Here is a 13,785-nt window from a genome sequence, read left to right as displayed (position 1 = left end):
GCTCCCACAGACCTTAAATCTGTGGGAGCTTTTTAGGAAGTGATAAGTAAAGTATCAGCCCATTATAGCTTCAACATTGTACTCTTTTACTGATGGATCATGAGGTATAACATTACCCTCAATCTCTTTACCATTAACGATCAGCTTTTTAATGCCTTTTTCTGCACCATTTGTCTTAACACTAATGTTATAAGTAGATCCTCTGTATTTTCTTGTAAGCTCAAAATCACCAAAATCAGAAGGAACACAAGGATCAACGGATAATCCTTTGTGTGTAGGGTAAATTCCGAGAATATACTGTGAAATATTTACAAAGGTCCATGCAGCAGTACCTGTCAGCCAGCTATTTTTGCCCTGACCGAAAAACTTAGCATCTTTTCCTGCAACCATCTGAGAGTATACATACGGTTCTGTGCAATGGATATCACTTATCTCTTCAACATAAGCAGGGCAAGTCTTTTTATAAATCTCAAAGGCTCTGTCGCCATGACCTAAAACAGTCTCTGCGATTGAAACCCATGGGTTATTGTGACAGAAAATACCTGCATTTTCTTTATATCCCGGAGGATAAGAGCTAACCTCACCAAGTTCAAGATGATATTCTGTGTATGCAGGCTGAAGAATCATAACACCATACTTTGTATCAAGACGCTCCTTTACACTCTTAAGAGCCTTCTCAGCAAGACCTTCTTTTACGCCAATTCCTGCAAGTACGCAGAAGCCCTGAGGCTCGATGTAGATCTGACCTTCTTTGCACTCGTGTGAGCCTACCTTATTGGAGTATGCATCATAAGCACGAACAAACCATTCTCCGTCCCATCCTGCAGTGCAAACTGCATCATACATTTTTTTAACTTCGAGACGTGCTCTGTCTGCTTCGGTCTGATCACCCTTAAGTTCGCACAGCTGAGCATATTCCTCACCATATTTTACGAACATTCCTGCAATAAATACAGATTCAGCAACAGGTCCCTCACTGGGGCCAAAGGTCTGGAATGATTCACCGGGATGAGCAGAGAAACAGTTAAGATTAAGGCAATCATTCCAGTCTGCACGACCTATAAGCGGAAGATCATGAGGACCTTTGTGATTGACTATATAATCAAAGCTTCTCTTTAAATGGTTCATGAGAGGTGTTGCAACACTCATATCATTGTCGAAAGGAACTATTTCATCAAGAATAGTTGTATCCCCAGTTTCTCTGATGTAAGCACTTGTGCCGGCGATCAGCCATAACGGATCATCGTTGAAGCCTGAACCGATATCAGAGTTTCCTTTTTTGGTAAGGGGCTGATACTGATGATAAGCACTTCCGTCCTGGAACTGAGTAGATGCTATATCTATGATACGCTCTCTTGCTCTGTCGGGTATAAGATGAACGAATCCCAGGAGATCCTGACATGAATCACGGAAGCCCATTCCACGACCGATTCCTGACTCATAATAAGAAGCGGAACGTGACATATTAAAGGTTACCATGCACTGATACTGGTTCCAAATATTGACCATGCGATCAACCTTATCATTGCCGGACTTAATGTGATATATGGAAAGAAGGTTATCCCAGTATGAACACAGTTCTTCGAGAGCCTTCTCAACATCTGAATCGGACTGATATTTTGCAAGGAGATCATTTGCACGCTTTTTGTTTATAATTCCGTGTGATTCCCATTTTTCATCTTCAGGGTTTTCAACATATCCTAAAACGAAATTGAAGGTCTTTGTCTCACCGGGAGCAAGTGTTATGTTTATCTGATGAGCTGCAATGGGAGACCATCCGCTTGCTACAGAATTAGTAAGCTGTCCGGCAAATACACTGTCAGGATGATCAGGACCATTATATGCACCAAGAAATGCATCACGACTGGTATCAATTGCATCCACTTTTGAATTTACAGAATAAACAGCGTAATGATTTCTTCTCTCACGATATTCTGTCTTATGGAAAATAGTAGAATCTACGATTTCCACTTCACCTGTGCTTAAGTTACGCTGGAAGTTCTTCATATCATCGTCAGCATTCCAAAGGCACCATTCAACATATGAGAATAACTGGATGTTTTTCTCAGCTGAGCTGTTATTGGTTAATTCAACATGAGAAATTTCACAGGTATCATTCATAGGAACAAATGTCAGGACTGAAGCCTTAACAGAGTTCTTCTCAGAAGTGAATTTGCTATAACCAATGCCATGGCGGCATTCGTAGGAATCAAGTTCAGTCTTAACAGGCTGCCAGCCGGGATTCCATACAGTATCATTATCCTTTATATAGAAATATTTACCGTTATTATCGTAAGGGACATTATTATAACGGTATCTGGTAAGTCTGAGTAACTTTGCATCTTTGTAAAATGAATAGCCACCACAAGTATTAGATATTAAAGAAAAGAAATCCTTATTACCAAGGTAGTTGATCCAAGGTAATGGAGTCTTGGGTGTTGTGATCACGTATTCGCGATTTTTATCGTCGAAAAACCCGTATTTCATCGATATTCCTCCTAAAAATTCTTAAACGATTAAGCCTATTGTCATTCTCGATTATATAGGTTAAATACCCATATTTCAAGTAAAAATAAAATAAATAACATAATGATATGATTTGAATATTTTCGAAAAGGTTAAGAAATAGTCTGCCTTAACATAATGATTTAGAGAAAATGTTAAATTTTTCATGTTAAAATTTGTCAAAAAACAACAAAATGATACAAATTGCACAAGAAAATAAAAAACATATATTGCTTTTATAGAAAATGTGATGTATAGTCAAGTTACGAAAACGTTTGAGGAATACATAAGGGGTATAGATGTCAACACGAAAAAGAGTTTCATTAAAAGATATAGCAGCAGCGTGTAAGGTATCTGTCGCAACAGTATCGAAGGCTTTGAATGATCAGGCTGATATTGGTCAGGAAACAAAGGATTTTGTTCGTGAGACTGCAGAGGCTATGGGATATTTCCCAAATGCTGCTGCAAAAGCACTAAAAACAAATCGCACATATAATATAGGTCTTTTATTTATGGATGATGCACAAAGTGGATTGACACATAACTACTTTGCAAGAGTCATCGAGAGCTTTAAGAAGAAAATTGAGGAAAAAGGATATGACCTGACTTTTATAAGCAATAATAGAAGTTCGGCTGGATATATGTCTTATCTGGCACATGCAAGATATAGAAACTTCGATGGAGTGGCAATAGCCTGTGTGGATTTTTATAAGCCTGAAGTTGAAGAGCTTGTAAGAGGAAACATACCAGTTGTTACTATTGACCATGTGTTCAATGACAGATCTGCAATTATTTCAGATAACGTCATGGGAATAAAGGATCTGCTTACATATATATATAATCAGGGACATAGGAAAATAGCCTATATTCACGGTTCTGATTCAGCTGTTACACAAAGTCGTCTTAAGAGCTTTTATAAAACAGCTATGGATTTGAATCTGGAGATTCCTGATGAATATATTTTGGAGGTTGAATATCGCGATACAGTAGGAGCACAAAAAGCAACAGAAAAGTTGTTACAGCTTAGTGACAGACCTACATGTATATTATATCCGGATGATTTTGCTACTTTCGGCGGAATAAATGCTATTAAGCAAAGCGGATTAAGAGTACCGGATGATATTTCAATCGCAGGTTACGATGGAATTGATATCGCTATGAAATACAGTCCTCAGCTTACTACAATTGTCCAGGATACAGATCTCTTAGGTAGGAAAGCGGCTGAAAAGTTAATTGATTCCATAGAAAATCCAAGAACAACGTTTAGTGAACAGGTAATTGTTCCCGGGCATCTAAACGAAGGCGAAACAGTTAAGAAGATTAACTGATTTAGGGTGAATTAAGACAGCATAAGCTGTTTTAAGAATATAATAACATTTCATTTTTAATGAAAAGGGAGGTACACTTTAATGAAAAGAAAGATACTTGGCGTATTACTTTCTACAACAATGGTTGCTGGTATGATCGCTGGCTGTGGCGGTAACAGTGCTGCACCTGCTGCAGAGGCTCCTGCAACAGAGGAAGCTGCTTCAGAGGAAACAGCTGCAGAAGAGACAACAGAGGACACAGCTTCAGAGGATGCTGCTGCAGAAGAGACAACAGAGGACACAGCTTCAGAGGATGCTGCTGCAGAAGAGACAACAGAAGTTGCTGCAGATGAGGGTAAAGTACTTAATGTATATGCTTGGAACGAGGAGTTTAAATCAAGACTTACAGATCACTATCCCGGATATGAAGAGGTAGATGCTACACATGGTAAGATTGGTGATGTTGATGTAGTTTGGAACATTACTCCCAGTGATGACAATGCATATCAGAACAACCTTGATGAGACACTGCTTAAGCAGGCAGATGCAGCTGCAGATGACAAGATTGACCTTTTCCTTGTTGAAGCAGACTACGCTCTTAAATATGTAGATACAGATTATACAATGCCTATGGCTGATCTTGGTATCACAGATGCAGATCTTGCAGATCAGTATCCATATACACAGTCAATCGTTACAGATAGCAACGGTAAGCTTAAGGGATCTTCATGGCAGGCTTGCTCAGCTGGTCTTATCTATAATCGTGAGGCTGCTAAAGAAGTTCTTGGAACAGATGATCCTGATGAAGTTCAGGCTGCTGTATCTGACTGGTCTAAATATGTTGAGACAGCAAAGAAGGTTCAAGAAGCCGGCTATACAATGTGCTCTGTAAACGATACATATCGTGTGTATTCAAACAATGTATCAGGTAAGTGGGTACAGGATGGCAAGCTTGTAATTGATGACAACCTTATGAACTGGGTAAATGATTCTATGGAGCTTGTTGAAGCTAAGGCTGAGAACACCTATGATCTTTGGGGTGATGACTGGGCAAAGGGTAAGACACCCGATGGAAAGATTTTCTGCTACTTTGGACCTGCTTGGTTCTTCAATTTCTGCCTTGATGCTGATCAGGAAGGCACAATCGCTAACCAGGGTGGTTGGGGCTACTGTGTAGGACCTCAGTCATACTTCTGGGGTGGCACATGGATCTGCGCAGCAACAGGTACAGACAATGCTTCACTTGTTAAGGATATCATTCTTACAATGACAACAGATAAGGCTGTACTTAAGGACATTGCACAGAAGGATGCAGATTGTGTAAACAGCAAGACAGTTCTTGCAGAGCTTGCTTCTGACGATTCAGGTAACCTTGAACTTCTTGGCGGACAGAACCCTTACCAGCAGCTTGCTGAAGGTGCAGAGAAGATCGACCTTTCAAACCTTTCTGCATACGATCAGGGATGTAATGAAGAGTTCCAGAATGCAGAGAAGAACTACTTCGAAGGCAATGCAACTCCTGAAGAAGCACTTGATATGTTTAAGAAGGCTGTAATGGAGAAATATCCTGAAGTAACAGTTGACTGATTTAACTAAATAAGGCAAAAGCCTGAAAGATTAGATTATTAGGGGACATAGCAGGGCGCATGGAATACAAAACTCCACGCGCCCTGTATAATGAAAAATTTTATTATTTATTATCCAAAACCCTCATATTTATTGAGGTGTAGATAGAAAAGAGGATGCTTATGAAAAAAAAGAGTAAAGTAGTAAGCTACAATAAATGGGGATATATTTTCCTGATTCCTTTTGTAGTTGTTTACCTTGTTTTCCAAATGATACCTTTGGTAACTACAGTTTATAATTCATTTTTCGAAAATTATCGTTCAGGTCTTACTCAGATTGGACCGAATTTTGTAGGACTTAAAAATTACGTTACTATAATCACTAATGGCGATCTGCCAACTTATCTTGTTAATACACTTATCATGTGGGTTATGGGCTTTGTTCCGCAGATTATTCTTTCTCTGCTTCTTGGCGCATGGTTCACAGATCCTTCCCTTAGACTTAAAGGACAGGCATTTTTCAAGACAGTTATATATATGCCTAACCTTATTATGGCATCTGCATTTTCAATGCTGTTCTTTACATTATTTGCAAACACAGGACCGATAAACTCCCTGCTCTTGCAGCTTGGTGTTATAAAGGAAGCATATCAGTTTATGTCTCATGTATGGTCGGTTCGTTCACTTGTAGCATTTATGAACTGCGTTATGTGGTTCGGTAATACGACTATTCTGCTGATGGCTGGTATGATGGGCATTGATCCCTCGCTCTTTGAAGCAGCTCAGGTTGACGGAGCAACCGCTACTCAGATTTTCTATAAAATTACATTGCCGCTGCTTAGACCTATTCTTGTTTTTGTTATGATTACATCACTTATTGGCGGACTTCAGATGTTCGATGTTCCTCAGATTCTTACAAACGGAACCGGAGATCCTATGCGTTCTTCAATGACACTTATTATGTATCTTAATAAGCATCTGTTCAGTAAGAACTATGGACTTGGTGGTGCACTTTCAGTATTTATGTTCATCATTACCGGAATTCTCAGTCTTATAGTATTTAAGTTTACTGCTTCCGATAAGGTTGAAAAGAAGAGAAGCAAAAATAAGGCATAAATCACTGTTGTTATTTAATGATTTAGAGAGGAAAAATATATGTCAGCTAATATGGGCGTTTTAGAAATGAATACAAGCTTAGTGGCGGGTCAGAAGGAAAATGGAGCTTCTATACAAGCCAGAAGAATAATTGCATATGTTGTACTTGGATTGGTATCATTTCTGTGCTTATTCTGGTTCTATATTCTTTTTATCAATTCAACCAGATCGCATCAGGAATTAAGTGCAGGATTTACTGCAATACCCAGCACACATATCTTAGAGAACTGGACAAATTTGAAAAATGGTACATTACCGATATTTAATGGTATTTTCAATTCACTTTTCATAGCAGTTGTTACATCTGTACTGTCAACATATTTCTCAACAATGACAGCATATGCAATACATGCATATGACTTCAAGTTTAAGAACTTCATGTTCACATTTATACTTATGATTATGATGATTCCTGCACAGGTTACTGCACTTGGATTCCTGCAATTAATTGGCAAGATGGGGCTCGATGATTCATTTGTTCCGCTTACAATTCCTGCTATTGCAGCTCCTTCTGTATTCTTTTATATGAAACAGTACATGGAGTCTACACTTCCTCTTTCACTTATTGAGGCAGCGAGAATTGATGGATCGGGTGAGTTCAGAACATTTAACAGTATTGTGCTTCCGCTTATGAAACCTGCTATTGCAGTTCAGGCTATTTTCACATTTGTAAGCAGCTGGAATAATTACTTTACACCTGCACTTGTACTTCACACAGATACAAAAAAGACACTTCCCATTTTGATTGCACAGCTTCGTGCTGCAGATTGGCTGAAGTTTGACATGGGACAGGTTTATATAATGATTGCTTTTTCAATCTTCCCGGTTATTGTAGTATATCTTCTTCTTTCAAGATACATCGTTGGCGGTGTTACACTTGGTGGTGTAAAGGGCTGATGTACGAAGTATGACTTCTTGAACGCAATAAGGAAAAAGTGTTCAAGAATCTTTAAATACTTACTCTTTTAAAATAAGCGTAGAAATAAATAGGAGAGAAAAAATCTCACTAAGTGATCTACTTAAAAAGTCACGGCATTCCCCAATGTCGTGACTTTTTTTCTTTTAGAAAATTCCGTTTGATTTCCTAAAGATAAAAAGCGCTCCGCTATGGTGTTTTTCCCTAGCGGAGCATTTTACAGGTTTTCTTTTATTTAGTGTAAGAATTCGAAGCTCTTAAGAGAGCAGCTTCCGTTTCCTACAAATGTCAGATAAAGCGCATTAACACCTGTTATGGGAGCAAATGAGCATTCTCCCACTGTCCAGATATTTTGGTTTTCTATTTCTATTTCACCAAGAACTTCTCCATTCCAAGCGGTTTTAACCTGAACTTTTCCATTAAAATAGCCTCTGGTCTGTATTCTTAAACCATTGACATTTTTCATATCAAAGTACTTAAATCCTGCGGTTGAGTTATTGGAGAGCTGCCTGATATATCCGATGTTAGGATCACCATCACCACCGTCCTGTACAATTCTGGGACCGTTTGTACCAACATAAACAGCATGTTCATCTGTAAAGAGATTACATGCAATATATGATGGATATTCACCATAATCAGATAAAGGTTTTCCGTTTAATCCACAGGATGTTATCTCTGCCTGAATAATGCTGCCATCTTCATTGAAGTTCAATTTCTCTGCGCAACCTTGTCTGCAATACCATGTGTTATTGGTGTGCCTGTGATAGAAAATATACCAGGAATCGCCAATCTGGACCATACTTCCATGATTATTTGCGCCGGCTGCCATGGCTATATCTGCATCTTTGTAGGAATCGATGTGCAGATCGCAGTTACTGACTATTACACCACCATACTTAAAAGGACCTTCCGGTGAGTCTGAAGTAGCATAGCAAAGCTCATGCATAACTTCGGATGAATAAATAAAGAAGTATTTGTCATCCTTTTTACGTATTGAAGGGGCTTCAAAGAAGGCGTGTCCTTCATATTCTGTTCCCTGGCTATAACAACTGCCGGGAGCGACTATTTTGGGAGCTTTTTCTACTGTGAGCATATCTTCACCCAAGACAGTCAGCATTGCACCGGATCTGCTCTTATCGCCCTGACCACAGAAACCTGTGAAAAGATATGTTTTTCCGTTTTCTGTAAGAACACCGGGATCAAACTGTGGTTCATCACCTTCTTTTTCTCCAAGTCTGGTTCCATCAGGATAATGAACATAACCAAGGAATTCATATTTTCCTGCAGGAGTATCACATACTGCAACAGAAACTACTGATACTTTATCAAGGACATAATACAGGTAATATCTGCCGTCTGGACCAACTGTAACATCAGGTGCATACAGGCACATACGACCATCTTTGTTGAGAGGATCAGCAGTTTTCGGATAAATTACTCCCTCATAGTGCCAGTCACCGAGATTATCTATAGGAGCTGACCAGCAAACATAATCTCCAAGACAGAAGGTTTCTCCATTGTAAATGTCATGAGATCCATAAACATATACTCTGTTATTAAATACATATGGTTCGCCATCCGGAATATATTCCCATGAAGGCAGATACGGATTCAATGCCTGCTTCTTACCTGTGATACCTAATCTGATTCCACCTTCTTTCTGAAGGGTAGCGCCTCTTCCATCAAAGATCATTTCGGCACGGTTTTTATCAGTGTAGGGTTCCCAGCGAGGTAATTCGTTGTTATCCCATCCTTTTCCGTTTGGATCTCCGGTTTTTATGAAATTAGCAAACATATCGCACATCTGTCTTGCAAGTGCAAAATGGCGGCCCTGCATAGGTCTCCAGCATTTGCCCAGTGATTCGAAGAAAAACCAAAGGTCTACTGAATGGAAAGTACCGGGGGTATCATCGCCGGGGATATCAGGATCGAATCTATAATAGTAGTGATTCTGGTTTCTGCCATTTTTCTCAGCATTTAAAAATACTGTTTTGACGGATAACTCAACACTGCTCTCGCCGTCAATCTGGAATTCATCTGAGGTGTTTCCGGATATTACTGGCACCGATGCATTTTTTCCTTCCATAAATAATACAGCAGGATCTTTTTTACAAAATACACCATCCTGAATAGGGAACATACGAGGATGTGAAGCAGCATATTCTCCATATTTGGCTTTTAAGGTTTCTGAGTCAATTTTTCTTGCTTCTTCCAGTGAGCTCACTCCAAGAAATTCAAAGAATTCTTCTCCTTTCTTTTCAGCGCCGGCAAGGTCGAGAGGTCTAAAAATATCATCTGTTTGCTTTGGGTTATGTATCATTCCGCTGAATACTACAGCACCCTTTATTTTATTGAAATTATCTTCGCATGCAAGTTGATGCATTGTACTGCCGCCACCTGCTGATTGTCCGGCTATAGTAATCTGTTCCGGATTACCACCGAAAGCAGCAATATTCTTATATACCCACTCAAGACCTGCTTTTTGGTCGAGCAGACCAAAGTTGCCGGGAGCATCAGGAGCTTCTTTGGTAATTTCAGGATGTGCAAGGAAACCGAATAAATTTAATCTGTAGTTTACGCTTACAACAACTATGCCACGTCTTGCAAGCTTTTCACCATCAAATTCCATTTCAGCTGTATATCCCCACTGAAAACCGCCACCAAAATACCACACAAGAACTGGGAGCTTTTCATCAGTTTTCTTTGCCGGTGTCCATACATTAAGGTATAAACAGTCTTCATTCATGGGTATTTCCGGGTCAACATGCCATTCTTTGCAATATATGTCGGTTCCAAGTCCCGGAGTATCCTGGACTGATATAGGACCATATTCAAAGGCATTTAATACTCCATCCCAATCCTTACAGGGCTGGGGTGCTCTCCATCTGTTTTGACCAACAGGCGGAGCTGCAAAGGGAATTCCCTTGTATACTGTTATTCTAGGGTCTGAGCCCGGTAATCCGCGCAGGGCTCCGTTTTCTACTTTTGTCTCTCTTAGCATTTGCTTTATCCTCCATAAGTTAGATTAAAACCTAATAATTCTCTATTTCTTCTTAAATTTTAACGATTTGTGTTTTGCATGGTCTATGCGAATCTTGCTATTTCGTTTTTAAAGATTGCTATGTACTACGCAATTTGTGCAAAAAACTTGGCAATTAGTTTGTGGAAAGAAGTGATTAATATCAATAGAATTACATTAGATTGGGATAAATATTGGAGTTTGCACATTTCGCAAGATTCGGGAGGTTATAATGCAAGTAATCGAGAAACAGACAATGGAAGAAATCTTTGAACAGATTCAGCCCTGTGAGGCGGCTAAGGCGCAGGGAGATCACAATCCTGTAATGACACAGCGATTTGGAGCAGATCCGTATGCAATTGTTTATGATGGCAGAGTTTATTTATATATGACAGGAGATGATCCTGTTTATAACGAGCAGGGTGAATTAAAAGAAAACACTTATGGAAACATAAATACTATTAATGTAGTTTCATCAAGTGATCTTGTTAACTGGACAGATCACGGCACAATCTATGCGGCTTCCTGTACAGGTGCAGCAAAGTGGGGAGCAAATTCATGGGCTCCTGCGGCAGCGTATAAGAAAATAGACGGTAAAGACAAATTCTTCTTATATTTTGCTAATAATGGCAATGGGATAGCTGTTCTTACTGCAGACAGCCCTGTAGGTCCATTTACAGATCCTCTGGACGGACCGCTGATTTCAAGAGAAACACCTAATTGTGCAGAAGTAACATGGCTTTTTGATCCGGCAGTGCTTATGGATGATGACGGAAGCTCATATCTTTATGTTGGAGGCGGAGTTCCGAGCCCGGATAAAGCGGCAAACCCCGGCACAGCAAGAGTTGTAAAGCTTGGTAAAGACATGATAAGCCTTGATGGCAATCCACAGCCTATAGAAAATGTTGCTTACTTATTTGAAGATTCAGGAATAAATAAAATAGGAAATAAATATTACTATTCATATTGCTCAAATTTCAGTATGACTCCTGAAGCGGAGGAAAAGCTCGGATATCAGCAGGGAGAAATAGTAACACTTGTTTCTGATTCCCCGATGGGACCGTTTGAACCATACAGACCGATTCTTAAGAATCCTGAGCACTTCTTTGGGCTTGGCGGTAATAACCATCATTGCATGTTTGAGTTCAAGAATCAGTGGTATATAACATATCATTCAAGAATTCTTGAAAAAGCAATGGGAATGAATGGAGGATACAGAAGTACAAATGTTGATGTTCTTGATATCAAGGATGGAGGTCCTTCTGTTTCAATAGGAACAAGACAAGGAGTTAAACAGGTAGCTTATCTTGATCCTTATGAAGATGTCAAAGCCGTTACAATGTCGAATTCAGCCGGACTTACAACTGTTCAGTTTGGAGATGAGGCCATTAAACATGGTTCAGGTGATATGATCCTTTCCGGAATTAGTGATGGAAGCTGGAGCAGTATAAGTGGTGCTGATTTTGGATATGACAACCCGTTCGAAATTTGTGTAAAGCTGAGAAGTCGTGGAACCGGAGCCATCAGAATAAGCCTTGACTCAATTGACGGACAGGTTTTGGCTTATGTACCGGTTGAAAAAACCAACAACGAGATGGAAGACGTGTTTGTAACACTTGATAGTGTGCCGGAAGGTGTTCATGATATCTATTTTGCATTTGCGGGATCAGATTATGATGTTATGGCATGGAGATTTATAAAATGATTAAAGAAAAGATTTCTTTGGGGACAATAAATCCCGTAATACCTATGGATTATCCTGATCCGGACGTAATACGGGTGGGGGATACATATTATTTGGCATCAACTACTATGCATTTTTTTCCGGGATGCGAGATACTCAGGTCATATGATCTTTTACATTGGGAGCATGCGGCCTATGTGTACGATCGTCTGGATGATACGGAAGGACAATGCTTAAAAAATGGACAGAATATTTATGGAAAAGGAATGTGGGCTCCATGCTTGAGATTTCATAACAATTGTTTTTTCTTAAGCTTTTGCGCGAATGATACTCATAAGACATATTTATATAAGGCTGAATCCATAAATGGACCGTGGAAAAAGCAATATATTGAAGGTTTTTATCATGATGCGAGTATTTTATTTGATGAAGACAGAGTTTTTATTGCTTATGGCAATCGGGAAATAAAACTGGTAGAGCTCGATAGTGAACTTAAAGGGCCAAAAAAAGGCGGACTTCAAAGAACATTGGTAAAGGAAGAGGATAATAACTTTTTATCATATGAAGGATGTCATTTTTATAAAATAAATGAAAAATATTATCTTTTCCTGATTCATTCACTTCCGACAAGATGGATGAGGACTCAGAACTATTTTATGGCTTCTTCGCTGGATGGAGAATTTCATGGTGGTGAGCTATTCTGTGATGATATGGGATATTTTGGACAGGGAGTAGCTCAGGGGGGAATCGTAGATACCCCGGATGGACATTGGTTTACAATGCTTTTCCAGGATAGAGGAGGAGTTGGAAGAACACCATTTTTGCTTCCGCTTCGCTGGAGAGGAGCTACACCTTATATAGAAGAAAATGGAAAGCTGCCCTCAGAAATAGAAATCTGTAATACGAAACCTGATCATGAATATATGTCTCTTGCAGGAAGCGATGATTTTAGCAAAAAAGGCTCATTTAATAATTCCGAAGATGGCAGAACCGTCGAAGATGAAGAATTTGACAGCTTTGGAATGAAGAGTTTTTGGCAATGGAATCATCAGCCGGAGATTTCTTTGGTTAAACAGGATACCAAAAAGAGAGAACTGCTTATTTCCACTGACAGGATCTGTGATAAATTTGATCAGGCTATAAACACTTTGACACAGCGAATGACTCTTCCAAGAAGCAGAGCAAGTGTTATTGTAAATACTGAAAAACTGAAAGATGGTGACAGAGCCGGACTTGGCGTGCTATGCGAAGAGTATTGCTATCTTGCGATAGAAAAACAGAATGGTAAGAATGTACTACTTCTTGTATCTAAAGAAAATGGGGAAGAAGTGGTGAAAGTAAGAGAACCACTTGGGAATGATAAGGCTTTTGTATTTAGAATTGATGCTAATACATTCGCTCCTGTAGGAAATACAACAGTATTTTGGAGAAGATTATCTGAAAAAGAATTCAGACCTTTACCGTTCTCAAAAAGTTTACAGTTTACACTGGCACATTTTGTGGGATGCAGATTTGCATTATTTATGTTAAGTACAAAGAAAACAGGCGGAACAGCAGCTTTTTCCGAATTTAAATACGAGGTGTACTGATGTACACCTCGTTCTTTTTATAATTCAGGAAAACCTCTTGGA

8 protein-coding genes are annotated in these 13,785 nt (G+C 39.3%); 6 read left to right on the top strand and 2 right to left on the bottom strand.

What is annotated here, in order from left to right; translation table 11 throughout:
- Positions 1-54: 54 nt before the first annotated feature.
- Complete coding sequence (locus T501_RS09490) at positions 55-2,487, bottom strand: glycoside hydrolase family 94 protein (protein ID WP_026510643.1); 2,433 nt, start codon at positions 2,485-2,487, stop codon at positions 55-57.
- A 317-nt stretch (positions 2,488-2,804) separates the two neighbouring features.
- Here T501_RS09490 and T501_RS09485 point away from each other — a divergent pair, with 317 nt between their 5' ends.
- From T501_RS09485 to T501_RS09470, 4 genes are all read left to right on the top strand, one after another.
- Complete coding sequence (locus T501_RS09485) at positions 2,805-3,833, top strand: LacI family DNA-binding transcriptional regulator (protein ID WP_026510644.1); 1,029 nt, start codon at positions 2,805-2,807, stop codon at positions 3,831-3,833.
- 81 nt (positions 3,834-3,914) lie between these two features.
- Positions 3,915-5,399, top strand: a complete 1,485-nt coding sequence (locus T501_RS09480; RefSeq protein ID WP_044914514.1) for a type 2 periplasmic-binding domain-containing protein — start codon at positions 3,915-3,917, stop codon at positions 5,397-5,399.
- Between the two features lie 161 nt (positions 5,400-5,560).
- A complete protein-coding gene (locus tag T501_RS09475; RefSeq protein ID WP_026510646.1) occupies positions 5,561-6,493 on the top strand; it encodes a carbohydrate ABC transporter permease in 933 nt (310 codons plus the stop codon).
- A 66-nt stretch (positions 6,494-6,559) separates the two neighbouring features.
- Complete coding sequence (locus T501_RS09470) at positions 6,560-7,429, top strand: carbohydrate ABC transporter permease (RefSeq protein ID WP_044914549.1); 870 nt, start codon at positions 6,560-6,562, stop codon at positions 7,427-7,429.
- A 254-nt stretch (positions 7,430-7,683) separates the two neighbouring features.
- Here the strand turns inward: T501_RS09470 and T501_RS22550 are convergent, their stop codons facing one another.
- On the bottom strand, positions 7,684-10,452 hold the full coding sequence (locus T501_RS22550; RefSeq protein ID WP_330377034.1) for a carboxylesterase family protein: 2,769 nt from the start codon (positions 10,450-10,452) through the stop codon (positions 7,684-7,686).
- Between the two features lie 250 nt (positions 10,453-10,702).
- Between T501_RS22550 and T501_RS09460 the strand changes: the two genes are divergently transcribed.
- Together T501_RS09460 and T501_RS09455 are read left to right on the top strand one after the other, a co-directional pair.
- Positions 10,703-12,175: a glycoside hydrolase family 43 protein gene (locus tag T501_RS09460; protein WP_081843103.1), complete on the top strand. Its 1,473-nt coding sequence runs from the start codon at positions 10,703-10,705 to the stop codon at positions 12,173-12,175.
- Entirely contained in the window at positions 12,172-13,743 is a 1,572-nt protein-coding gene (locus T501_RS09455; protein ID WP_044914513.1) for a glycoside hydrolase family 43 protein, read from the top strand. Before T501_RS09460 ends, T501_RS09455 begins: the two co-directional genes overlap by 4 nt.
- Positions 13,744-13,785: the final 42 nt, after the last annotated feature.

It is taken from the genome of Butyrivibrio sp. WCE2006, from assembly GCF_000701985.1.
Lineage (GTDB): Bacteria > Bacillota > Clostridia > Lachnospirales > Lachnospiraceae > Butyrivibrio.
The sequence above is the reverse complement of the archived record's forward strand: the minus strand, read 5'-3'. Positions and strand labels throughout refer to the sequence as shown.